This is a genomic window from Rhodococcus sp. 06-470-2 (assembly GCF_002258235.1).
In the GTDB taxonomy this organism is placed as follows: Bacteria; Actinomycetota; Actinomycetes; order Mycobacteriales; family Mycobacteriaceae; genus Rhodococcoides.
On the sequence record NZ_NOYB01000016.1, the window covers coordinates 286521 to 308357 of the forward strand.

A 21837-nucleotide genomic window follows, 5' to 3' on the forward strand; every position below is an offset into this window, starting at 1 on the left:
CCTTCTCGCGCGTGGCGTTCGCATGGCTGTTCGCGGCACCTTCATCGGTGAATATACGTCTTTGCGCAGCGTGTTCGGGTACAAAGTCGGACCTGGCGGGCGAAGAACTTCAACAGATGTTGTGCTTTCACCGGCCCTCGGTGAGGTTGCCGATCACCTGATCGGACATTTCGTCGACCGAGCGCGTCGCTCCGGGGCGTCCTGGACTGCCATCGGTGCGTTCATGGGGGTCGGCAAGCAGGCGGTGCAGAAGCGCTTCGTCGCCAAGGGGGGGCGACGATCCCGCCGATATCGATGCCGATCAGGGTTTCTCGCGCTTCACCCCGAGGGCTCGCAACGTGGTCGTCGGCGCGCAGAACGAGGCGCGGGCCGCAGCGAACGACCGAATCACGACCGGGCACCTGATTCTCGGCCTGCTCGGTGAACCCGAGGCAGTGGCCGTGAAACTGCTGGGCGCTCAGGGCCTCACGCCCGAACGGATCCGCACGGCCGTGGCTGCCACGCTACCGGAACCGGCGGATCCGCTGCCCGCCCTCATCCCGTTCGACGCGGGATCGAAGAAGGCTCTGGAGCTGACCTTCCGCGAGGCGCTTCGGTTGGGGCACAACTACATCGGTACCGAGCACATTCTGCTGGCACTGCTGGAGAACGAGGACGCCACCCTCGCCGAGCTCGGAGTTCGCAAGCCGGCGATCGAGGAGGGCCTGGCGGCGGCCCTCGGTAGCTAGGAAGCGATGGCCTTCGCTCGTTCGACGGCCATGCGGACCTCTTCCTCGATCAGGTCACCGTTGATCGCGGCACCTGCCTTGACTCCGGCCGCGGACGCCGCCACCACGGTGTCCATCGGCGCGGCCACGTTGCCTGCAACCCACACCCCGGGCACCGATGTGGCACCGACAGGATCGGCCTCGACGTACGTGCCGAGGACGTGGTCGTTCATGACCATCTCGGTCGTGCCGATCCCGAGCGACACCAGGATGTCTGCGCGGGAGGTGAAGTTGGGGCCCACGACCAGCGCGTCCAGCCGGATCTGCGTGCCGCTCGCGAGGGTCACTCCGACGATGGCGTCGTTGTCGACATCGACCCGAGCGATCTCCTCGTCGACCACCTCGATGCCACGGGCGGCAAGTCGCTCGAGATCTGCCTGCGCCAATTCCGTTGCCGTGTGCGCGAACACGGTGACGTGCTCGGTGAGCTGACGCCACATCTGGGCCTGGTGCCCGACCATGGCGCTGCCGATGATGCCGATCCTGCGATCGCGTACCTCCCAGCCATGGCAGTACGGGCAGTGCAACACGTCGCGCCCCCAGCGACCGGCCAGGCCGGGTATGTCGGGCAGGACATCGGTGAGACCGGTGGTGACCAGGAGGCGGCCGCCGCGGACGACGGAACCGTCGGCGAGACTCACCTCGAACCCGGTGTCGGTGCGATTCGCGGACGTCGCGATGCCCTCGACGATGCGCGCGCCGTAGTGCCGCGCCTCGTCTCGGCCGAGTCGAACCAGCTCGAGAGGCGACTCCCCGTCGCGGGTGAGGTAGTTGTGGGAATGCGCTGCCGGAGCGTTGCGGGGATCGCCCGCGTCGACGATGGCAACGGAGCGTCGGGAACGGCCGAGAGTCACGGCGGCGCTGAGTCCGGCGACTCCGCCGCCGATGATGATCGCGTCGACCGGAGTGTGTCGATCGGTGTCTGTAGTCATGTGGACAGTGTCCGACAGAGGCTGTCGGTTGGCAAGAAATATTGCCGTAGCAGCAAATGGTGAAAGCGAAAAATACCGCTCGGCGTGAAAGATCGCCCGAAATCGGTACATCGCCGAATTGTGATCGTGCCGACTGGCGTCGAGGCTGTGAGAGGTCGATGTAAGCGCGGATGCACCGCTTGAACAGGGGGTTCGCTCGAGGTCTACTGGTCGGCAAGAATCGAGCCGGGGGGGCGTATGGGGCACTTCGAGATCGGGGAGACCGTGATCACGGTCCGCAATCTGGGCCACGTGCGGTGGCGCAGCGGAATCCCGAAGGGAACGGTGGGAATCGTCGTCGGCGTCGATTGGCTCGGCGATGCTCGCGTGAACTTCGCCGTCGACGAGTCGATGCGCACCCGAGGCGAGACGGTGGAACACATCGTTGCCGACGGCGACGTTCGCACGCTGCGGGCCGCTCCCCGCCGTCTGATCGGCTAGTTGCCGGCGGTTCGCTCGTCGTCGGTCGCGGGACCGGTTTCGACGGCTCCGCCTTCGCTCGACCAATCGTTGTCCTCGGCCGCTGCGGCCGGATCGGACGTCACATCCGGTTTTGCCTCGGGGGCAGTGTCGGCGTTCTTCTGGTCGTCGTTCTGGGTAGTCATGATGCGGGGGTACCCGCGCGGCACCGAAACAATCGTCGGCCCCGCGCGGGCGAGCGTTCCGGTGGTCTCTACAGCCCGAAGGGCAGCGTTCCCGGTGCCAGCTCGAAGCCGCTGCTACCAGCGGAAATGGAGCCGAAGCCGCTGAGGATCTGGTTGATGAACGCGGTGATCATGTAATTCCTCTGTTCGATGCGATGGACTGTATGTCCCGGACAACCCGGTCGAGATTACCGGCAGCTGTAGCGTCGAAGCTGTGAGGAGCCAGGGAACTATCGTCGGTCTTGCTGTGTCGGCCTGCGTACTGGCGGGCTGCTCCTCGAATTCACCGGTATCGCAAGCGCCCGCTGGATCGTCGGAAGCATCCGCTGGGTCGTTCGATGCGGCGGTGCCGGTGAACTACGTCGCGTTGGGTGATTCGGCCGCGTCCGGCCCACGGATCCCCGACCAGGTCGGCGCACCGGGTTGTCAGCAGTCCGACGCCAACTATCCGCACGTGCTCGCCGAGGAATTGGCCGTGGGCTCCTTCGACGACGTCACCTGCTCGGGTGCCGTCACCGAGAACATCGTCTCCACTCCGCAGGGCACGTCCAGCGGTGAGGTACCGGTGCAACTCGATGCACTGAGCCCGGACACCGATCTGGTGACGGTCACGATCGGCGGCAACGACATCGGGCTGGTCTCGACGGCCGTGCAGTGCCTGACGTTCGCGGACACCTCGGCCACCAACGTCTGCAGGGACCGCCTCACCGCAGGCGGCGTCGACACCGTGGCCGCGGCGATCGCCGACAGCGCACCGAGCTGGGGTGCGATGCTCGACGCGGTGGCCGAGCGTGCGCCCGATGCGCGGATTCTCGTGGTCGGCTACGGCACCTACCTGCCGGACGGCGGCTGCTTCCCCACCCAACCGATGCTCCCCGAGGACGCCGATTACATCCAGGGCAGCATCACCGCGATGAACGAGGCCCTGCGGACCCAGGCCGAAGAGCACGGTGCCGAGTTCGTCGACACCGAGGCGCTGAGTGTCGGCCACGATGTGTGCGTGGCCCCCGATCAGCGGTACTTCGAGGGGGTCGTCCCGCAGAATCCCGCGGCCCCGTTGCACCCGACGGCAGCCGGGATGGCAGCGATCGCCGACAGGGTGGCCACCCTCGTGCGTGCCGGATAGAGACCACGACACCGTAACTGGCTCTTCTCGGTCGGTACGTCGGCGTGAAGAGTTGTCCGCATGGTCTCGATTTCTGCTGTTCTCGGAGTGTTCGCCGTGGCTCTCGCGTTGGTTCTGACCCCGGGGCCCAACATGATCTACCTCGTCTCGCGGAGCATCTCGCAAGGGAAGCGGGCGGGACTGGTGTCGTTGGCCGGCGTCGCGCTCGGTTTCCTGGTCTATCTCACCGCCACCAATCTCGGCTTGGCAGCGGTCTTCTCGGCCGTGCCTACGTTGTACACCGCGGTCAAGCTCGCCGGTGCCGCCTACCTCGCCTGGTTGGCTGTGCAGGCGCTGCGCGGTTCGGTGTCGGCCTTCGAACCGACCGAGCTGCAACAGGATTCGACCCGTCGGCTGTTCACGATGGGGTTGGTGACCAACCTGCTGAACCCGAAGATCGCGATCATGTACATCTCGGTCATCCCGCAGTTCGTCGATCCCGCGGCCGGACACCTTCTGCTGCAGGGATTCACGCTCGGTGGCGTACAGATCGCCGTGGCAGTCGCGGTCAATCTGGCGATCGTGGTGCTGGCCGGATCGATCGCTCAGTTCCTGGCCGTTCGCCCCACGTGGCTGAGGGTCCAGCGCTACGTCATGGGCACGGTACTCGGACTGCTCGCCGTGCGCGTGGCGACCGACGGAGGCAGACCGGTCCCGGCTTGAGCCCTGTATGCGCGCCAGCCGCCGAATTCGGTGATGTCGGTGCCGTTCTCGGCTGCGTCGTGCGCGCAGCAGAATCCGGTGACCCAGCGACCGTCGGACAACTCGACCGGACCCAGACCCATCGGCGCGGGCAATCCCGCGAGGAACGTTCCGAGGGCGGCGGCGGACATGCGATACAACTCTCCCGAGATGGGAGCGCCGTGGCCCGCACGCCGTACGAGACCGGGCTTGGGCGGGGTGGTGTGCAGATCCACGAGTCGGTAGTCCGCCGTGGTCGTCACCTCGCCGATGAAGCGTGCACCGCGATCGGTCAGCTGGTGGTGCACGGGAAAGCCGCGCAGGTGCGCTCCGACGGCCAACACCTCGATACCGTCGTCGATCAGCGAGGGTGACGCGACGCCGCTCAGCTGTGCAGCGAGGTCGATCGCGATCTGATCCTCGAATGCCGGCACCACGACCATGACGCCGAACGGGTTGCCGTCGTGCGTCGAGGCTCCGGGAACGGCCACCGCGGCCATGTCGAGCAGATTGCAGAAGTTGGTGAACGTACCGAGGCGTCGGTTGATGCCGACCGGATCCGATTGCACCGCAGCGATGCTCGGATGCTCGGTGGTGGTGGGCAACAGCAGGCCGTCGAACCCGTTCAGGAGTGCGCGGGCCGCGGTCTCGGCTCCGGCGAGAGCGGCGAGATCGTCGACGTACCGGTGTGCGGACGGCGTTGCCGCCGAGCGAACGATCGCGGACACCGTGGGATCGGCGCCGGCAGGCGCGGTGTCGAGGAACTCTCCGACGGCCGAATACCGCTGGGCCACAATCGCTCCGTCGTACAGCAGTGTTGCCGCGTCCAGCAGCGTCGAGATGTCGACCTCGGCGTGGGCAATACCTTTCTCGGCCAGGCCGGCCACCGTCTCCTCGAATGCCCGACGGTACGCCGGACTCAGCGATGTCAGATCCTCACCTCGTGGGACGGCGACGCGGGGCTGCGGGGACGCGGCGAGCCGCACGTCGGAAGGCCAGGCCCGGCTGCGTGGATCGGTGGCGGTGGGCCCGGTCATGACTTTCATCGCCGCAGTGGCACTGTCCAGATCGCGCGCGAGAACTGTGACGCAGTCGTAGTCGGCGCAGGCGGGCACGACGCCGGTGTTCGGCACGATACCCAGTGAGCTCTTGATGCCCACCAGGCCGTGGAAGGCTGCGGGCACTCGACCCGATCCGGCTGTGTCGGTGCCGATTCCGATGTCCGCGATGCCCAGTGCCACCGCGACGGCGGAACCGGAGCTCGAGCCTCCCGAGATCAGTGTCGGATCCCAGGCGCAGCGGACCGCGCCGTAGGGGCTGCGGGTGCCGACCAGTCCGGTGGCGAACTGGTCCAGGTTGGTCTTGCCGAGCACCAGTGCGCCCTGGCTCGTCAGTCGCTCGACGGCGACGGCGGAAATGCCGGGTGTGTAGGCGAATTCGGGGCATGCTGCGGTGGTGGGCAGGCCGGCGACGTCGATGTTGTCCTTGACTGCGACGAGTACTCCGGCGAGCGGTAGATCCGCACCGGCCGCGACCGCCTCGTCGAGGGCGACGGCCTCGGCCAGCACGTCGTCCTCGTCACGCAGGGTGATCCACACCTCCGGCCGATCGAACTCGGCAATTCGCTTGTATGCCTGCAGAACTCGTTCTCGTACCTCAGGCTGCATCGGTCCTGCCCTTCGTCGTATCGAATTCGCCTGCTGCCGACCATGCGTCGCGTTCGGCACCGAAGGCGACGGCCTGCGTCGCGCGGAAATCGGCGATGGAGTCCGCGTTGGTGTCCAGGAAGTTCTCGTGCTCGGCGAGGGAGAACTCACCGTCGGTGATCTGCACTCCGCCGCCGCGGCCGGCTGCCAGATCTGCGCGCAGGTCCATCAGTTCCTCGGGTTCGACCGGGTACCAGGAGATTCGGTCGAAGAACCGGAGCAGCCACGGGGTGCCTTCCTCGAACGGTCCGCCGCTGTAGGCGGCACTGTGGTTCCACACCTGCGTGGTTCGTCCGACGAACTGGTAGCCGCCGGGACCTTCCATGCCGTAGATGCACAGGTACGCTCCGCCGATACCGACGGCGTTCTCCGGCGTCCACGTGCGCGCCGGGTTGTACTTGGTCGTCACCAGTCGGTGCCGCGGATCCAACGGTGTCGCCACCGGTGCGCCCAGGTACACGTCACCGAGACCGAGGACCATGTAGTCGGCGGCGAAGACGGTGTCGAACACCTCTGCCACCGAATCGAGTCCGTTCATCCGCCGGATGAACTCGATGTTCCAGGGGCACCACGGGGCGTCGGCGCGCACACCGTGCATGTAGCGCTGGATGGCCTCGCGGGTCGAGGGGTCGTCCCACGAGAGCGGCAGCCGAACCTGGCGGCTGGGGACCACGAGCTCCGAGGCCGCGGGTAGTTCGTCCTCGACCTCGGACAGCAGACCCATCAACGAATCGATGGACAGTACATCGGGATTCACCTTCACCTGCAACGAGCGGATCCCGGGAGTCAGGTCCACCAGGCCACGGGGCGCGAGGGCCTCGACGCGCTGATGGAGGGCGTGCACCCGGGCGCGCAGGGCCAGATCGAGTTTCATGTCGCCGTACTCCACGAGCACGTTGTCGTCGCCCGAGCGACGGTAGGTGACGCACGTATCGGCGTCGCGTCGAGCGATCACTCCGTCGTCGCCGTCGCCGCCTGCGGAGAACACCGCGGGCAGAGACGCGCGGCGAGCGAGACCGAGTGAACCCAGCGGCGCCGTGGACGCGGCCTTCACGGGCACGAATCGGATGGTGTCGCCCGGCCTCAGTTGACCGAGCTTCCAGCGTTCGGCGGCCACGACGGTGACGGGGCAGACGAAGCCGCCCAGGCTCGGACCGTCGGGTCCGAGCAGGATCGGGGTATCGCCGGTGAAGTCCAACGCCCCGACGCTGTAGGCGTTGTCGTGGATGTTCGACGGGTGCAGTCCGGCCTCGCCGCCGTCGGGCCGAGCCCACTGCGGCCTCGGTCCGATCAGTCGGACTCCGGTGCGATCGGAGTTGAAGTGCACCTCGTAGCGGGTGGCGTAGAGGGTGTCGATGTCCTCGCGGGTGAAGAACTCCGGTGCGCCGTGTGGGCCCTCGGTGACGGCGATGTCCCAGCTCGACGGCAGCACCGGCAGGTGTTCCATGGGAATCGGACCGAGGACGGCGGAGTTGTCGGAGCGGCCGGCCAGTGCGATGACGTCGCCCTCGCCGAGCACGCCGCCGCGATGTCCGCCGAACTTGCCGAGTGTGAACGTCGCTGCACTGCCGAGGTAGTCGTCGACATCGAAGCCGCCCTGGACGAGCACGTAGACCCGCAGACCCGCACCGGTGGTGGTGCCGACATCGAGGGTGGCACCGGCGGGTACCAGGACCGGCTTCCACTGCGGGGCCGCGCGGCCGTCGATGCGCACCGGTACCGCGGCACCGGTGACGCAGACGTAGGTGTCGGCATCGAACGTCAATGCCGGCCCGGCCATGGTGGATTCGAGTCCCGGAGTGCCCTCGGGGTTGCCCAGGGCGACGTTGCCGAGCCGGAACGACAGGTCGTCCATCGGTCCCGATGGCGGTACGCCCACCTTCCAGTACCCGATGCGGCCCGGCCAGTCCTGCACCGTGGTGAGCATTCCCGGCCGGTGGACTGTCATCTTGGTCGCGTTCATGCCCCCGCCGACTCTCGCGTCACGATCATCCGGACCGCAGTGGGGTCGAATCCGTTGCAGGGGTTGTTGATCTGTGGGCAATTGGAGACGAGCACGAGGGTGTCGATCTCGGCACGCAGTGAGAGTTTCTTCCCGGGAGCCGAGAGACCGTCGACGATGCCGAGGGTCCCGTCGGCGTCGACGGGCACGTTCATGAAGAAATTGATGTTGGGTGCCAGATCTCGCTTGCCGAGGCCCCACTTGGATCCCTCGATCAGGAAGTTCTCGACGCAGGCGTGCTGGTGCTGAGTGTGGTGGCCGTAGCGCAGGGTGTTCGACTCCTTGGAGCAGGCACCGCCGACGGTGTCGTGGTTGCCGACCTCGTCGTCCACGATCGTCATCAGCGGCGTCGAGTCATCGCTGCGCAGAACGGAACCGGTGGTGAGGAACAGGTTCTGTTGCGCGGAGACCGTCGCGGCGGCGGAGTATCGGATGGAACGATCGTGCGCGCCATACAGCAGAGTGTCGACGGCTTGATTGCCGTACAGGTCGACGATCGTCAGGATGTCACCGGCTTCGACCACGGCGGACCACGGACCGAAAGCGGGGGCGATCTCGTCTTTCACGATCACTGCACTGGTGGTCACTGTGCTGCCTTCCATGCGTCCTCGGTGTTCTGCACTGCGCGTTGATATTCGGGTTCGGTGTTGTCGAGCGTGAGCAGCTCCTCCGGTGCCCGCCAGGCCAACACGTCGAGGGCGGTGGTGGGGAATTCGGACCTCGGGTCGAGTGGGTGAGCGGTGTTGGCGAGCAACACGATCACCGGCAGGTGGATCAGCAGATCCACCGACTTGCCCGCTCCTTCGGATCCGGTGCTGACCAGAGCGCCGTCGGCGGCGACGGTGACGCCGTGGAAGAACGACAGGGACGGCGCGACGTCCCGGGGTTCGAGTCCGTGCTTGGCCGCGGCGAGGGTGAACAGTTCTCGACCGGCCGGAGCCGACGAATGTGGTCCGCTGTCTCCGTATTTGGCGACGTTGGTAGCGGTCGAGGTGGTGCCGCACAGTGCGTCGTGGCGGCCGGAGGTGTCGCCGACGACGGTGGCCAGAACGCGGCCCTGGTCCGAGAGCAGGGGATGACCCGAGCTCAGATACGCCTGCCACGGCACCTTGACGGTGTCGGCGGTGTTGAGCCGTTCCCAAGGTGCGTCGGCGCGGTACAGCAGCAGATTGGCGCAGGCGTCACCGTTCACGTCGACGAGGCGCAGCCGGGTTCCGCGAGCGAGGACCTTGGTGGTGTAGCTGCCGCCGGGGACCGACTCGGCCCAGGTGAGTTCCGAGATGCCCTCCGGCGCAGTGGGTGCAGGCGCGACGGTGGCCTGGGAGCGTGCGTGTTCCTTGGCCGAGTGGGTGGTTGCGGTTGCCGTGCTCATGGTGATTCAGGCTCCGATCGTGACGGGCTTGGGGTGGGCCTTGCCGCGGGGCAGGCAGGCGATGCCCACGACGATCACGGCAAGGACGGTCAGTGGTGCGGCCCATCGCAGGATGGGGAATTCGCCGGTGGGGTCGAAGATCTCGGCGCGGGGCCACGACAGGTTGATCACCATCAGTCCGCCGTAGAGGACCGCTGCGATGTTGACGGGCAGGCCGAGGCGGCCGAGCGTGAAGAGCTTCTCGCCGTCGCTGTCCTTCTGCACTCCGCCGTGCGGCCATCCCTTGAGCCGCTGGATCAGCAACGGGACGGTCACCATCATGTAGGCGAGGTAGATCAACACGATGCAGACGCTGGACAGCGTGGTGAAGATCGCGGAGTTGCCGACGTTGACGGCCAGGATCGCCACGCAGGCCACGCCGATCAGAACCGACGGTGCGATGGGAGTTCCGGTGCGCGAGTTGACCTTCGCCAGCGCTGCCGATGCGGGCAGTCGTCCGTCCCGGGCCATGGAGAACATCAGCCGCGATGCCGCGGTCTGGATGGCGAGGGTGCAGATGAACACGGCGATGGCGACGTCGATCAGCAGGACCTTGCCCCACGGTGAGGTGAGGATCGAGTCGATGACGTACGGAAGCCCCTGTGTCGCAAGCTGACCGTCGGTCAGGCTCGGTGCGGCCATCAGGGCGCCGACGATCATCAGGCCACCGCCCAGTGCCGAGGCGGACAGTGCAAGGCGGATGGTGCGGGGCGCGACGCGTCGGGGATTGCGGGTCTCCTCGGCCAGTTCGCCTGCCGAGCCGAAGCCGACCATGACATAGGCGGCCATCAGGCCCGAGACGATCCAAGCCCCGATGTAGCCGGGATCGGCCCCGGCACTTCCGGTATCGAACACCACCTGTGGTCCACGTTCGGCGTGGGTGAAGAACACCAGGACCAGGGCGATGACTCCGACGATCTCACAGGTGACGCCGATGCTGTTGATCCGCGACATCCAGTTCACGCCGATGCAGTTGATGGTGGTGGTGAGCACCAGCAGAATCGAGCCGAGCACAACGGCATTGGCGGCACCGCTCGGTGAGGTGAGTGCGGTGTCCTCGCCGATCAGCTGGAATCCGCCCCAGATGCTGGGAAGTACCACCTGCAGGGCGATGGCGGCGGCCGAGGCGGTGACGATCTGCGCGATGATCATGAACCAACCCGCGAACCACCCGACCAGCTCACCACCCATGCGCCGCGACCAGTGGTAGATCGCGCCCGAGATGGGATAGCGGGCAGCGAGTTCGGCGAAGTTCAGGGCCACCATGAACTGGCCGAGGAACACCAGCGGCCAGGTGAGGAAGAAGGCGGGGCCGCCGAAGCTGAAGCCGAGGCCGAAGAGCTGGAAGATGGTGGTCAGAATCGAGACGAACGAGAAGCCGGCCGCGAAGGACGCGTACTTGCCTAGGCTGCGATGGAGCTGCTGGTCGTAGCCCAGGGCGGCCAGGTCCGAATGATCCGAGGTGGCGGGTGATTCGGACCCCTGACCCGACGCGGGCAGTGTGGTCGAGCTCATGTGATCTCCTACGGGCGAGGTGGGTGGATGAGTGACCCCGCTGCATCGCCGAGGCGGGTTTTCTGTCAGTTGATAGTTTTCGGCACGGTCGTTCCCGGATCGTGTCCGTCGTGCAACAAGCTCGTTTCGTCTATGTCGATCAGATGACAGAAATCTCACCGTCATATCGACCTGACAAGATGCAGTCATGACCGGAGCAGGCAGGCCAAGGCTGAGTACGAAGAAGCGGCCCGGCGACACCGCTCGCGAGGAGATACTCGACGCCGCGGCCGAACTGTTCACCACTCGCGGCTTCACCAACACCTCGACTCGCGTCATCGCCGAGGCCGTCGGATTACGTCAGGCCTCGCTCTACCACCACTTCGCGACCAAGGACGACATCCTCGACGCACTGCTCAGCGGAACGGTCGACGCACCGCTGGCCGTCGCGCAGCGCATCCGAGACTCACAGGCCGAGCCCGCGACCCAGATGTACGCACTCGCCTACTTCGACTCCGGCCAACTCGGTGCGTCCACCTGGAATCTCGGCGCGCTCTATCTGCTGCCCGAGCTGCGCAGCGAACGCTTCGAGACTTTCCGCGACCATCGATACTTGCTCATGGGCCTGTATGCGGCCATCGCGTCGGACACGCTGGACCAACTGGGCTCTCAACGCCGTCCGGGGACGGAGGACCTGCCGTTTCGACTGGTGGAGACCGTGGTGAACGCGCGGGCCGATCGTGAGAACGGCCGGAGCGACCCGACAGCCGATGCCGCCGGTATCGCCGCAGCCGCACTGCGTGTGCTCGGCTGGACCGGCGATGTCACGGCGCTGCACGAGAGCGCAGAGGCCCTGCTCGAGTCGGTCGTCGGAATAGTCGAGGATGGACTCGCCTTGCACAGGTCATGACTTCCATAGCAATTGTCGGAGCAGGTGCAGGTCTCGGAGCAGCGGTGGCGCGCAAGTTCGGCGCGCAGGGTTTCTCGGTCGGCCTCATCTCCCGAAACCAGGCCCGTGTCGACGCTCTGGCCGATCAGCTCGCCGCCGACGGTATCTCCGCGAAGGGCTTCGTCGCCGACGTGCGTGACCCGGCCTCGATCGCCGCAGCGCTCGAGCAGGTCACCGAAACGCTCGGGCCCATCGAGGTGCTGCAGTACAGCCCCCTTCCGCAGAAGGACTTCATGCGGCCGGTGCTCGAGACCACCCCGGCCGACATGGTCGGCCCGGTCGAGTTCTCGATCTACGGACCGATCGCCGCCGTCCACCAGGTGCTCCCGGGCATGCGGTTTCTCGGCGAGAACAAGGGCACGATCCTGTTCGTCAACGGCGGCTCCGCAGTCAAGCCGGGTCGCACCGTCACCGGCACGTCCATCGCGTTCGCCGGCCAGGCAGCCTACGCGCAGCTGCTCAACGAGGAGCTGGCCGAAGAGGGAATCCAGGTGTCGCAGTTGATCATCGGTGGTGCCATCGACGGCAGCGACCCGAGGAAGAGCCCCGAGGCTCTCGCCGAGCAGCTGTGGAGCCTGCACACCGGGCGCGACAAGTTCCGGGTTCAGATCGCTACGGATTAGGGTTGCGTCCATGACGTCGCTGCCTCACTGGGCTCTTGGCCTGGACCTCGCACCCCATCCCGAGGGTGGTTGGTTCCGCGAGACCTGGCGCAGCGAGGTCACCATCCCGCAGGAGTTCCTGCCCGACGGCTATCCCGGTCCGCGCGCGGCAGGCACGGCGATCCTGTTCCTGCTTATGCCCGGCCAGCAGTCGGCGTGGCACACCGTCCGCGGGACCGAGATGTGGCTGTATCACCGCGGTAGTCCGGTGCAGCTCGACCTCGGCGGCGCAGGGGACGAGCCGGGAACCGTGACTTCGCTGCTGGTCGCACCGGACGCGCCGCAGCAGATCGTGCCGCCCTCGGTGTGGCAGCGGGCGCGTCCGGTGGGCGACGAGCCGAGTCTGGTCAGCTGTACCGTCACGCCGGGATTCGATTTCGAGGACTTTCGGCTCGACGGGCCCGCGAATGGGTAGGAAGCGCGCGTCGGCACCGGCCGGCTCTTTGCAACCCGGAGTGTTCGAGATCGATTCGGGCACCTGTGAACTGGTCCGCGACGCCTTCTCCGACGACGGCTGGGTCGTCAATGTCAACGACGTCCCGAGTTCGCACATCGACATGAACGACCCCACCGTTCTCGAATTCGAGTACATGCGCTGGATCTCCGGACTGGTTCGCGCGCAGTGGGATTCGACCTTCCCGCTACGAGCGCTGCACCTCGGGGGTGGGGCGTGCACACTGGCGCGTTCCTTCACCGCCGAATTCCCCGGTGCGCGTCAGGTGGTCGTGGAACTCGACGGCAAGCTCTCGGAGCTGGTACGCGAATGGTTCGACCTCCCGCGAGCACCGCTGCTCCGCATCCGCGTCGGTGAGGCGCGGGCGGTCACCGAGACCTTGAGCGAGAACAGTCGCGACCTGATCGTGCGAGATGTGTTCGCCGGGGCGGTCACTCCGGCCCCGCTGCTGACTGCCGAGTTCACCGCCCATGTTCGACGCGTCCTCGCGCCCGGCGGCATGTACGTCGTCAATTGCGGTGATCGACGCGATCTTTCGCTCGCGAAGCAGGAGGCGTCGACTCTTCGCAGTGTCTTTCCGCATCTGGCGATCGTCGCCGATCCGGCGATGCTCAAGGGCAGGCGCTACGGCAACATCATCATCGCGGGCAGCGATGTGCAGATCGGGGATTCCCCCTCGTTGGCTCGCGAACTGCTCGGCGGCGCGGTTCCGGCTCATGTGTGGCTGACCGAGCAGGTCGAGTCCTTCGCTCGCGATGCGAGAATTCTGAAAGATTAGGGTGCGGGGTTGTTGCCCGCGAGATCTTTCGCCAGTCGCTCGGCGGCCGAGATCAGCAGGGGTACGAACTGTTCGGCCGATTCGAGCGTGACTCGCGCGGTGGGTCCGGCGATGGACATCGCCGTCAGCGTGGGTGCACCGATCACCGGTACGGCGAAGCAGCGCACGCCCACTTCCTGCTCGCCGTCGTCGATCGCGTAGCCGCGTTGGCGGATCACCGCAAGATCTTCGAGTAACGCGTCCAGCGTGGTGATGGTGTTGACGGTACGGGGTGCCATACCGAGGCGGCCGACGATCGCGCGGACGGCGTCGTCGTCCAACTGCGCGAGGAGAGCTTTGCCGACGCCGGTGGAGTGCGGCAGCACCCGCTGTCCCACCTCGTTGAACATTCTCATGGCGTGTTCGGACGGCACCTGCGCGACGTAGACCGCCATGTCGTCTTCGAGGAATGCCATGTTCGACGTCTCGTGCGTGATCCGGACCAGCTCGGCCAGGTACGGCTTGGCCCATCCGCCGATCAGTTTGGAGGCGCTGTCACCGAGCCGAATGAGCTTGGTGCCCAATGCGTATCGACGGGACGGCAGCCGCCTGACGTAGCCGAGCGAGACGAGGGTCCCGATCAGTCGATGCACGGTCGGCATCGGCAGATCGGTTCCCTCGGCGAGTTCGCTGATCCCGATGGATCCGCCCGAGGCGGCCATGATGTCGAGCAGCTCGAATGCGCGCTCCACGGACTGCACCCCGCCACCTGCCGCCACAGTCCCACCTCGCATGCTCGTAGCTTCCACCGATCTCGGTAGAACACTACTGGTGATGCCGCGTCGCCACCGGTGGAGCCGCGGTCACCACCGAGGGTGAGGCCTTCTGGCCGATCGTGACGACGTTGAAGGCGATGTTCAGCAGGACCGCGACGATGCTCGCGGCACTGATGCCCGAGTCGAGTACCACGTGGACCCAGTCGGGGAAGGCTGCATAGAAGCCCGGTACCGCGATGGGGATGACGCCGAAGCCGATGGCGACGGCCACGATGACGAGGTTGAGATTGCCGTCGAACTCCACCTTGGACAGAGTCCTGATGCCGCTGGCGGCCACCGAGCCGAACAGCACGATGCCCGCGCCGCCGAGTACCGGCAACGGAACCGATGCGACGACCAGACCGAGGATGGGAAAGAGTCCGAGGAACAGCAGCACCGAGCCGCCGGCGGCGACGACGTAGCGACTCTTGATTCCGGTGACCGCCACCAGACCGACATTCTGGGCGAACGCACTGGCGGGGAACGTGCCGAAGACGGGAGCGATGGTGGTGGCCACCATGTCCGCACGCAACCCGTCGCCGACGCGTCGGGCATCGACGTCGGTGCCGACGATCTCGCCGACGGCCAGGATGTCCGCGGTGGTCTCGGTCATGATGACGAGGATGACGACCACCATCGACAGGATCGCCGCCACCTGGAAGGTCGGAGCTCCGAACGCGAACGGCTCGGGGAAGCTGAAGATGGCACCGTCACCGACACCGGAGAAGTCGGCCTTGCCGACCAGGACCGCGAACACCGTGCCGACGATGATGCCGATGAGGATCGACAGCCGCGACAGTGTGCCCTGCACCAGTCGGCTGACGAGCAGAACCACCACGAGGCTGAAGGCCGCGAGACCGATGTTGGACATCGAGCCCCAGTCGGTGGCCTGCTGATCACCGCCCATCGCCCACCGAACCGCAACGGGCAGTAGCGAGATACCGATGACGGTGATGATCGTGCCGGTCACCACCGGTGGGAAGAAGCGAACGATCTTGCTGAAGAACGGGGTGATGAGGATGCCGATGGCACCGGCGGCGATGATGGCTCCGAACACCGAGTTCAATCCGCCCGGCCCACTTGCGATGGCCACCATCGTCGACACCGAGGCGAACGAAATGCCCTGCACCAGAGGGAGTTTTGCGCCGAAGTACGGCACTCCCAAGGTCTGCAGCAGGGTGGCCGCTCCGCTGACGAACAACGCGGCCGAGACCAACAGCGCGATCTCGGTGCCGGTCAACCCCGCTGCGCCGCCGACGATCAGAGGTGGTGCTATGACGCCGCCGTACATCGTCAGGATGTGCTGCAATCCGTAGAGATACGACCTACCGATCGACAATCGCTCGTCCTCGGGACGGGCGGGGTCGTGTGGTGCATGGGTCTTGGCCGCAGTGCGTTTCGTCAGCTTCATGTCGGCTCGCTCCTAGCAGAATCCGGGCACGGTATCCCAGGCGCGGCCTGCGTCCGGGGCATCGTCGCGCTGCACCGTGGCCTCGATCAGACCGTAGGGGCGATCCGCGACGTAGAAGACCTCACCGGGGTTGTCGAGTCCGAACGGCTCGAGGTCGACGAGGAAGTGATGGATGTTGGGCATCGAGAACTTGATCTCCCCGATCTCCGGGTGTGCCTCGAGAACCTGCTTGCCCATCTGGAACAGGCTCTGCTGCAACGCAAGAGAGTGAGTGGAAGCGAAGGCGTCGAGCATGATCGAGCGGACGTCGTCGAAGGTCTTGTCGAAATCGAGCTCGGTGGTGAGATACCGCCAGCGGGCGCTGACCGAGGTGGCCAGAATGCGGTCGGTGGTTTCCTTCAGCGTCGTGTAGCGGTCCTTCGGGTACCCCCAGAACTCCGACGCCGTCGAGTTGAGGACCACGAGATCGCTGATTCCGGAGACGATGGAGATGTTGTCGCCATCGACCGTCACGATCGTGTTCCGCTTCTCGTCGCCGGCCTTGACGAACGAGTGGTCGTATCCGTCTTCACCGTCGGCAATTCGCGACCAGGAGTACTGCTCGATCTCCCAGCGGCCGCCGGTGATCCAGTCGAAACTGCCGGTGAAGTGCGCCCCGAGACGAAGTGCGAAGTTCTCGATCGCGCCGATGCCGTCGCGGGCGAAGGCATACACGGTGTTCTTCTGGGTGTCGGTCGCGACGACGTGGGCGTTGTCGCCCTCGGTGTGGACGGCCTCGAGATCTCCGCGCAGCTGCGAGGTGACGCTGACGTCGGTGATGCGGTGGCGGGGCGTCTCGCGGTCGATGCGGACGAGTCTGCATTCGGCTTTGCCGTACTGGTTTGCTCCGAGCACGATGGTCATGGGTTCTAGCTCCCTCGATAGGTGGTGAAAGCGAACGGGCTCAACAGAAGTGGGATGTGGTAGTGCTGGTCGGATGCGGTGATCTCGAAAGTGACGAGAACCTCGGGGTGGAAGCACTCGGTGTGCTGGGCGGCGAAGTACGCGCCGGTTGCGAAAGTGAGGCGGTAGACGCCCGGTTCGAGTTCGCTGGGACCGAGCGCGGCGACGCGTCCTTGCTCGTCGGTGACCGCGTCGGCGACGGGGGTGCCGTGGACATCGGACAGTACGATCGAGACACCCCGCGCAGGAACGCCTCTCGCCGCATCGAGCACGTGAGCGGTCACGTGGCTCGTCGACTCAGGCATCGCCGAGGCCTCCTGTCGCGCGAATCTCGGCTATCTCGCGAAGCTCGTGTTCGACGACGGCGGCCTCGGTCTCGGAGTCGTTGCCGAGCCTGCCGTGCAGAGCGTCGAGAACCGCGTGGGCATCCCGGCCTGCGGCCCTGATCAGAAACACCTGTCCGAATCGGTTCTCGTAGGCCACGTTTCCTGCTCGTAGCCGTTGTTCGATGCTCGCGTCGGAGATGTCGACGCCGGATTGCTCGGCGCTCGCGTACTCCGAACTTGCGTCGTGGCCGTCGGGTCTTTCCCCGATCCGCGGATGCACGGCGAGAGCTCGCGCCACCTCCTCGGCCGCCAAAGGTCGGGCAGCGCGACGGATGGCGTGACGCAGGGCCTGGGTGTCGGTGAACGGGCGGGCGCTCAGAACCCCCTCGATCCAGCGGGGTACGTCCAGGCACAGTGACAGCCTGCGTGCCGCATCGGCGTCGGAGGCCGCGTTCAGCTCGACGACTGCAGCGTCGGTTTCTGATTCCGCTATACGAAATGTTGATTCCACCAAACGAGCGTGACACCGATCACATCCACTGTCAAGGGTTGATCTCGGGCTGTCCGCGTCGAGTCTTTCGGTGTTGCCGCACTGCGGCATTCGGCGCTTCGGCCGGGCAGTCCGGGTGAGCGGGTCTTGACAGATCCACGTGGTGCACGCCACACTCGAATCACAAAACGGAATCACTATTCCGTATGACGGACTTTGAGTCCGATCCGATCGAGCCCGAGAGGAACGACTTCATGACGGAGCTTTTCTGCAACGGTGGTGCGATGCGGGGCGGCAGCCTGCACCACAACGTCTCGTCCCACCCGTTCGTCGGGACAGTGCGCACCACACCGAACTACCGCTTCTTCTCGGTACGAGACGAATTCCCGGCGCTGCTGCTCGATCACACCGCAGGTGCGGCCATCGAGGGCGAGCTCTACGACATTCCGCTCGACGACATCCGCACGGCGTTCCTGCCGGACGAACCGCCGGAGCTCGAACTCACCGTGGTCGCGCTCGAGGACGGGCGCTCGGTCCTCGGCGTCGGCCTCCGCCCCGGGGTGCTCGATGCACAACCGGACGAGCTGACCGACATCACCTACACCGGCAGCTGGCGCAGGTACCGCGGCCTGCCGCAACCTCAGAACTGAAAGGCACTGTGCATGAACACCTTCGCTGATTCCAGGCTTCACTACACCGTCAACTGTTCCATTCTCTTCACCGACGTGCCTCTGCTCGATCGACCGCAGCGCGCCCGAGATGCCGGCTTCGACGCCGTCGAATTCTGGTGGCCGTTCGGGGGCCCGGTGCCGTCGGACGCCGATGTCTCTGCGTTCGTGTCCTCGATCCGCGATGCCGGGGTACAGCTGACCGGACTGAACTTCGCCGCCGGCGACATGCCGGCAGGCGACCGCGGGATTCTGTCCGATCCAGCGCAGGTGCAGGCCTTTCGCGACAACATCGACGCCACCGTCGGAATCGGCGAACAACTCGGCACCAAGACGTTCAACGCCCTCTACGGAAACCGCATCGACGGAGTCGACCCGCTCGACCAGGACGAGGTCGCGATCGAGAACCTGGCCGCAGCCGGGAAGGCCGCAGCGAAAATCGGTGCGGTCGTACTGGTCGAACCCGTCAGCGGCGCACCCGCCTACCCGCTGAAGTCCGCTGCCGGAGCCGTCGCCACCATCCGTCGAGTTGCCCGTGAACAGGACGTCCACAATCTGCGCCTGCTTGCCGACCTGTACCACCTCGCCGTCAACGGAGACGACGTGCCCGCAGCGCTCGAGGCCCACCACGACCTGATCGGGCACGTGCAGATCGCCGACTCCCCCGGCCGCGGAGAACCGGGCACCGGATCGCTCGACCTCGGCGGACCGCTCGCCGGCCTCGCCGAACGTGGTTACGACAGCTACGTCGGACTCGAATACAAAGCCACCCGCCAAGACACGTTCGACTGGCTGGAGCTGGCTCTTTCCACCGGCACCACTACCAAGTAGGGATTGATATGAGCACCATCGCATTCATCGGCCTCGGGATCATGGGCAGCCCCATGTCCGTTCATCTCGCCAAGGCGGGCCACCAGGTGGTCGGCTACAACCTGACTCCCGATCGCACCGGGCCCCTGGTCGAAGCGGGCGGCACGGCCGCCGACTCCATCGCCAAGGCCGTCCACGACGCGGATGTCATCGCGATCATGGTTCCCGACTCCCCCGATGTGCAGGACGTCCTGGTCGGTGAGGGTGGTGTGTTCGACAATGCTCGACGCGACGCGCTGATCATCGACTTCTCCAGCATCCGCCCCGATGTCACCGCCACCTTGGCCGCCGACGCGATCTCGCGCGGCTTCCGGATCCTCGATGCCCCGGTCTCCGGAGGCCAGGCCGGTGCCGAGAACGCGACCCTGTCGATCATGGTCGGTGGCAGCGCGGACGACTTCGCCACGGCCAAGCCGATTCTCGACGTCGTCGGCAAGACCGTCGTGCACGTGGGTCCGAGTGGGTCCGGGCAGACCGTCAAGGCGGCCAACCAGCTGATCGTGGCAGGCAACATTCAGGTGCTCGCGGAGGCCATCGCGTTCCTCGAGGCGTACGGCGTGGACCTGGCAGCGTCGGTCGAGGTTCTCGGCGGCGGCCTCGCCGGCTCGGCAGTGTTGAACCAGAAGGCGCAGAAGATGCTGGACCGCTCGTTCGAGCCCGGGTTCCGCATCGACCTGCACCACAAGGATCTCGGCATCGTCACCTCGGCTGCGCGTGAGGCGGGGGTCGTGATCCCGATGGGCGCGGTGCTGGCGCAGCTGATGGCCTCGGCCCGCGCCAATGGTGATGGTGGACTGGATCATTCGGCGCTGTACCGCGGCGTCGCTCGGCTCTCCGGTAAGGGAAACTGATATGCCCAGGATGCGCGCGGCCGATGCCGCAGTGAAGATACTCGAACTCGAAGGTGCCACAACCGCATTCGGTCTCCCCGGTGCGGCCATCAATCCCTTCTACGCGGCGATGCGCGATCACGGTGGGATCCGCCACGTGCTGGCCCGCCACGTCGAGGGTGCCTCGCACATGGCGGAGGGGTTCACCAGAGCGACACCGGGCAACATCGGCATCTGCATCGGAACCTCCGGCCCGGCCGGTACCGACATGATCACCGGGCTGTATTCGGCCATGGCCGACTCGATTCCGATCCTCGCCATCACCGGCCAGGCCCCGGTTGCGCGGCTGCACAAGGAGGACTTCCAGGCCGTCGACATCGCGGCGATCGCCGCACCGGTGACCAAGATGGCGATGACCGTGCTCGAACCGGCGCAGGTTCCCGGTGCGTTCGCGCAGGCGTTCCACCTGATGCGATCCGGCCGTCCGGGACCGGTGTTGATCGACCTGCCCATCGACGTGCAGCTGGCCGAGATCGACTTCGATCCCGACACCTACCAATCGCTGCCCGTGCACAAGCCCGTCGCCTCGCGCGCACAGGCAGAGAAGGCCATCGACATGCTCCTCGCGGCCGAGCGCCCGTTGATCGTGGCCGGCGGCGGCATCATCAACGCCGATGCCTCGGACCTGCTCGTCCAGCTCGCCGAGATACTCGACGTCCCGGTCATCCCGACCCTGATGGGCTGGGGCACGATCCCGGACGATCACCGTCTCGCCGCAGGCATGGTCGGGCTGCAGACCGCGCACCGGTACGGCAACGCGACCCTGCTGGCCTCGGACTTCGTGCTCGGCATCGGAAACCGCTGGGCCAATCGGCATACCGGCGGACTGGACACGTACCGCAAGGGCCGCAAGTTCGTCCACGTCGACATCGAGCCGACCCAGATCGGACGCGTCTTCGCACCGGACTACGGCATCATCTCCGACGCCAAGGCCGCCCTCGAGCAGTTCGTGGCCGTTGCCGAAGAACGTCGGGCGGCAGGCACGGTGCGTGATCTCTCGGGCTGGGTCGAGGACTGTGCGACCCGCAAGCGGACGATGCATCGCCGCACCCACTTCGACAACGTGCCGATCAAGCCGCAGCGCGTGTACGAGGAGATGAACAAGGTCTTCGACCGAGACACCCGCTACGTCAGCACCATCGGGCTCTCGCAGATCGCGGGCGGTCAGTTCCTGCACGTCTACTCCCCACGCAACTGGATCAACTGCGGGCAGGCGGGCCCGCTCGGTTGGACCATTCCCGCGGCACTGGGTGCGGTGGCAGCCGACCCCAAGGCGAATGTCGTTGCACTGTCGGGAGATTACGATTTCCAGTTCATGATCGAAGAACTCGCTGTCGGCGCGCAGTTCAACCTGCCGTACGTGCACGTGGTGGTGAACAACTCGTACCTCGGGCTGATCCGGCAGGCGCAGCGCGCGTTCGACATGGACTTCTGCGTGCAGCTGGGGTTCGACAACATCAATACTCAGGAATCACAGGACACGCAGCCCGGTATCCCCAAGGGCTACGGCGTCGACCATGTTCGGGTGGCAGAAGGATTGGGCTGCAAAGCGCTTCGCGTCACCGATCCCGACCTCATCGGCGAGACGCTGGTGCGGGCCAGGACTCTGGCCAACGAGCACAAGGTTCCCGTCGTCGTGGAGATCATCCTCGAGCGGGTCACCAACATCTCGATGGGCACCGAGATCGACAACGTCGGCGAGTTCGAGGAGCTGGCAACCACCTCGTCCGACGCGCCGACCGCGTTGCTTCTGCTGGACTAG

Annotated in this window: 23 protein-coding genes and 1 pseudogene; 12 read left to right on the forward strand and 12 right to left on the reverse strand. The window is 66.1% G+C overall.

Features of this window, described 5'->3' with window-relative positions:
• Positions 1-112: 112 nt before the first annotated feature.
• Positions 113-728, forward strand: a pseudogene (locus CH276_RS10420) (Clp protease N-terminal domain-containing protein); the annotation flags it as partial.
• Here the strand turns inward: CH276_RS10420 and CH276_RS10425 are convergent.
• Positions 725-1699, reverse strand: coding sequence for an NAD(P)/FAD-dependent oxidoreductase (locus CH276_RS10425; RefSeq protein ID WP_094629099.1), 975 nt, complete (start codon positions 1697-1699; stop codon positions 725-727). The pseudogene CH276_RS10420 and the gene CH276_RS10425 overlap by 4 nt on opposite strands.
• Before the next feature lie 237 nt (positions 1700-1936).
• Between CH276_RS10425 and CH276_RS10430 the strand changes: the two genes are divergently transcribed.
• Positions 1937-2179, forward strand: a complete 243-nt coding sequence (locus CH276_RS10430) for a hypothetical protein (RefSeq protein ID WP_052049922.1) — start codon at positions 1937-1939, stop codon at positions 2177-2179.
• Here the strand turns inward: CH276_RS10430 and CH276_RS28445 are convergent.
• On the reverse strand, positions 2176-2343 hold the full coding sequence (locus CH276_RS28445; RefSeq protein ID WP_176459194.1) for a hypothetical protein: 168 nt from the start codon (positions 2341-2343) through the stop codon (positions 2176-2178). The genes CH276_RS10430 and CH276_RS28445 overlap by 4 nt on opposite strands.
• Positions 2344-2596: 253 nt before the next feature.
• On the opposite strand from CH276_RS28445, the gene CH276_RS10435 reads away from it, so the two are divergent.
• Both CH276_RS10435 and CH276_RS10440 read left to right on the forward strand, forming a co-directional pair.
• The gene (locus tag CH276_RS10435; protein ID WP_176459195.1) at positions 2597-3508 is read left to right on the forward strand and encodes an SGNH/GDSL hydrolase family protein; all 912 of its coding nucleotides are present in this window, start codon (positions 2597-2599) and stop codon (positions 3506-3508) included.
• A 60-nt stretch (positions 3509-3568) separates the two neighbouring features.
• Positions 3569-4210, forward strand: a complete 642-nt coding sequence (locus CH276_RS10440; RefSeq protein WP_094629101.1) for a LysE family translocator — start codon at positions 3569-3571, stop codon at positions 4208-4210.
• On the opposite strand, the gene atzF is transcribed toward CH276_RS10440, so the two are convergent.
• Genes atzF through CH276_RS10465 form a run of 5 tightly spaced genes read right to left on the reverse strand, consistent with a single transcriptional unit; the run spans position 4135 to position 10862 of the window.
• The gene (gene atzF / locus CH276_RS10445) at positions 4135-5895 is read right to left on the reverse strand and encodes an allophanate hydrolase (RefSeq protein WP_094629102.1); all 1761 of its coding nucleotides are present in this window, start codon (positions 5893-5895) and stop codon (positions 4135-4137) included. The two genes, CH276_RS10440 and atzF, sit on opposite strands and share 76 nt — an antisense overlap.
• Positions 5885-7897, reverse strand: coding sequence for a 5-oxoprolinase/urea amidolyase family protein (locus CH276_RS10450; RefSeq protein ID WP_094629103.1), 2013 nt, complete (start codon positions 7895-7897; stop codon positions 5885-5887). The genes atzF and CH276_RS10450 overlap by 11 nt, the downstream gene beginning before the upstream one ends.
• Positions 7894-8538, reverse strand: a complete 645-nt coding sequence (locus CH276_RS10455; RefSeq protein WP_032396865.1) for an urea amidolyase associated protein UAAP2 — start codon at positions 8536-8538, stop codon at positions 7894-7896. The genes CH276_RS10450 and CH276_RS10455 overlap by 4 nt, the downstream gene beginning before the upstream one ends.
• The gene (locus CH276_RS10460) at positions 8520-9308 is read right to left on the reverse strand and encodes an urea amidolyase associated protein UAAP1 (protein ID WP_094629104.1); all 789 of its coding nucleotides are present in this window, start codon (positions 9306-9308) and stop codon (positions 8520-8522) included. Before CH276_RS10460 ends, CH276_RS10455 begins: the two co-directional genes overlap by 19 nt.
• A gap of 6 nt (positions 9309-9314) precedes the next feature.
• Complete coding sequence (locus tag CH276_RS10465) at positions 9315-10862, reverse strand: amino acid permease (protein ID WP_045197596.1); 1548 nt, start codon at positions 10860-10862, stop codon at positions 9315-9317.
• 187 nt (positions 10863-11049) lie between these two features.
• On the opposite strand from CH276_RS10465, the gene CH276_RS10470 reads away from it, so the two are divergent.
• The 4 genes from CH276_RS10470 to CH276_RS10485 are packed head-to-tail and all read left to right on the forward strand — an operon-like array spanning position 11050 to position 13684.
• A complete protein-coding gene (locus tag CH276_RS10470; protein ID WP_094629105.1) occupies positions 11050-11751 on the forward strand; it encodes a TetR/AcrR family transcriptional regulator in 702 nt (233 codons plus the stop codon).
• Positions 11748-12413: an SDR family NAD(P)-dependent oxidoreductase gene (locus tag CH276_RS10475; RefSeq protein WP_032396861.1), complete on the forward strand. Its 666-nt coding sequence runs from the start codon at positions 11748-11750 to the stop codon at positions 12411-12413. Before CH276_RS10470 ends, CH276_RS10475 begins: the two co-directional genes overlap by 4 nt.
• Before the next feature lie 10 nt (positions 12414-12423).
• Positions 12424-12867: a cupin domain-containing protein gene (locus CH276_RS10480; protein ID WP_094629106.1), complete on the forward strand. Its 444-nt coding sequence runs from the start codon at positions 12424-12426 to the stop codon at positions 12865-12867.
• On the forward strand, positions 12860-13684 hold the full coding sequence (locus tag CH276_RS10485; RefSeq protein WP_094629107.1) for a spermidine synthase: 825 nt from the start codon (positions 12860-12862) through the stop codon (positions 13682-13684). Before CH276_RS10480 ends, CH276_RS10485 begins: the two co-directional genes overlap by 8 nt.
• Here the strand turns inward: CH276_RS10485 and CH276_RS10490 are convergent.
• From CH276_RS10490 to uraD, 5 genes are read right to left on the reverse strand one after another with little or no spacing between them, the layout of a single operon-like run.
• Entirely contained in the window at positions 13681-14457 is a 777-nt protein-coding gene (locus tag CH276_RS10490) for an IclR family transcriptional regulator (protein WP_045197588.1), read from the reverse strand. The genes CH276_RS10485 and CH276_RS10490 overlap by 4 nt on opposite strands.
• 31 nt (positions 14458-14488) lie before the next feature.
• Complete coding sequence (locus CH276_RS10495) at positions 14489-15889, reverse strand: nucleobase:cation symporter-2 family protein (protein ID WP_094629108.1); 1401 nt, start codon at positions 15887-15889, stop codon at positions 14489-14491.
• 12 nt (positions 15890-15901) lie between these two features.
• Positions 15902-16792, reverse strand: a complete 891-nt coding sequence (gene pucL, locus CH276_RS10500) for a factor-independent urate hydroxylase (protein WP_094629109.1) — start codon at positions 16790-16792, stop codon at positions 15902-15904.
• Positions 16793-16797: 5 nt separating this feature from the next.
• The gene (uraH, locus tag CH276_RS10505; protein WP_094629110.1) at positions 16798-17136 is read right to left on the reverse strand and encodes a hydroxyisourate hydrolase; all 339 of its coding nucleotides are present in this window, start codon (positions 17134-17136) and stop codon (positions 16798-16800) included.
• The gene (gene uraD / locus CH276_RS10510; protein ID WP_176459196.1) at positions 17129-17668 is read right to left on the reverse strand and encodes a 2-oxo-4-hydroxy-4-carboxy-5-ureidoimidazoline decarboxylase; all 540 of its coding nucleotides are present in this window, start codon (positions 17666-17668) and stop codon (positions 17129-17131) included. The genes uraH and uraD overlap by 8 nt, the downstream gene beginning before the upstream one ends.
• 233 nt (positions 17669-17901) lie before the next feature.
• Between uraD and CH276_RS10515 the strand changes: the two genes are divergently transcribed.
• From CH276_RS10515 to gcl, 4 genes are read left to right on the forward strand one after another with little or no spacing between them, the layout of a single operon-like run.
• Positions 17902-18297 (forward strand): allophanate hydrolase-related protein, encoded by a 396-nt coding sequence (locus CH276_RS10515; RefSeq protein WP_032396855.1) that lies wholly within the window; start codon positions 17902-17904, stop codon positions 18295-18297.
• 12 nt (positions 18298-18309) lie between these two features.
• Positions 18310-19146: a hydroxypyruvate isomerase family protein gene (locus CH276_RS10520; RefSeq protein WP_094629112.1), complete on the forward strand. Its 837-nt coding sequence runs from the start codon at positions 18310-18312 to the stop codon at positions 19144-19146.
• 8 nt (positions 19147-19154) lie between these two features.
• Positions 19155-20036 carry a 2-hydroxy-3-oxopropionate reductase gene (locus tag CH276_RS10525; RefSeq protein ID WP_032396854.1) on the forward strand — a complete coding sequence of 294 codons (882 nt, stop codon included), beginning with the start codon at positions 19155-19157 and terminating at the stop codon, positions 20034-20036.
• A gap of 1 nt (position 20037) precedes the next feature.
• Positions 20038-21837: a glyoxylate carboligase gene (gene gcl / locus CH276_RS10530; protein WP_094629113.1), complete on the forward strand. Its 1800-nt coding sequence runs from the start codon at positions 20038-20040 to the stop codon at positions 21835-21837.

Bases quoted from the DNA above. Each gene is read 5' to 3' on its own strand.
- CH276_RS10490 (WP_045197588.1), bottom strand. From the start codon at position 14,457: ATGCGAGGTGGGACTGTGGCGGCAGGTGGCGGGGTGCAGTCCGTGGAG.
- CH276_RS10440 (WP_094629101.1), top strand. From the start codon at position 3,569: ATGGTCTCGATTTCTGCTGTTCTCGGAGTGTTCGCCGTGGCTCTCGCG.
- CH276_RS10515 (WP_032396855.1), top strand. From the start codon at position 17,902: ATGACGGAGCTTTTCTGCAACGGTGGTGCGATGCGGGGCGGCAGCCTG.
- CH276_RS10480 (WP_094629106.1), top strand. From the start codon at position 12,424: ATGACGTCGCTGCCTCACTGGGCTCTTGGCCTGGACCTCGCACCCCAT.
- atzF (WP_094629102.1), bottom strand. From the start codon at position 5,895: ATGCAGCCTGAGGTACGAGAACGAGTTCTGCAGGCATACAAGCGAATT.
- pucL (WP_094629109.1), bottom strand. From the start codon at position 16,792: ATGACCATCGTGCTCGGAGCAAACCAGTACGGCAAAGCCGAATGCAGA.
- gcl (WP_094629113.1), top strand. From the start codon at position 20,038: ATGCCCAGGATGCGCGCGGCCGATGCCGCAGTGAAGATACTCGAACTC.
- CH276_RS10475 (WP_032396861.1), top strand. From the start codon at position 11,748: ATGACTTCCATAGCAATTGTCGGAGCAGGTGCAGGTCTCGGAGCAGCG.
- CH276_RS10460 (WP_094629104.1), bottom strand. From the start codon at position 9,308: ATGAGCACGGCAACCGCAACCACCCACTCGGCCAAGGAACACGCACGC.
- CH276_RS10485 (WP_094629107.1), top strand. From the start codon at position 12,860: ATGGGTAGGAAGCGCGCGTCGGCACCGGCCGGCTCTTTGCAACCCGGA.
- CH276_RS10465 (WP_045197596.1), bottom strand. From the start codon at position 10,862: ATGAGCTCGACCACACTGCCCGCGTCGGGTCAGGGGTCCGAATCACCC.
- CH276_RS10430 (WP_052049922.1), top strand. From the start codon at position 1,937: ATGGGGCACTTCGAGATCGGGGAGACCGTGATCACGGTCCGCAATCTG.
- CH276_RS10450 (WP_094629103.1), bottom strand. From the start codon at position 7,897: ATGAACGCGACCAAGATGACAGTCCACCGGCCGGGAATGCTCACCACG.
- CH276_RS28445 (WP_176459194.1), bottom strand. From the start codon at position 2,343: ATGACTACCCAGAACGACGACCAGAAGAACGCCGACACTGCCCCCGAG.
- uraH (WP_094629110.1), bottom strand. From the start codon at position 17,136: ATGCCTGAGTCGACGAGCCACGTGACCGCTCACGTGCTCGATGCGGCG.
- CH276_RS10520 (WP_094629112.1), top strand. From the start codon at position 18,310: ATGAACACCTTCGCTGATTCCAGGCTTCACTACACCGTCAACTGTTCC.
- CH276_RS10470 (WP_094629105.1), top strand. From the start codon at position 11,050: ATGACCGGAGCAGGCAGGCCAAGGCTGAGTACGAAGAAGCGGCCCGGC.
- CH276_RS10425 (WP_094629099.1), bottom strand. From the start codon at position 1,699: ATGACTACAGACACCGATCGACACACTCCGGTCGACGCGATCATCATC.
- CH276_RS10495 (WP_094629108.1), bottom strand. From the start codon at position 15,889: ATGAAGCTGACGAAACGCACTGCGGCCAAGACCCATGCACCACACGAC.
- CH276_RS10525 (WP_032396854.1), top strand. From the start codon at position 19,155: ATGAGCACCATCGCATTCATCGGCCTCGGGATCATGGGCAGCCCCATG.
- CH276_RS10455 (WP_032396865.1), bottom strand. From the start codon at position 8,538: ATGGAAGGCAGCACAGTGACCACCAGTGCAGTGATCGTGAAAGACGAG.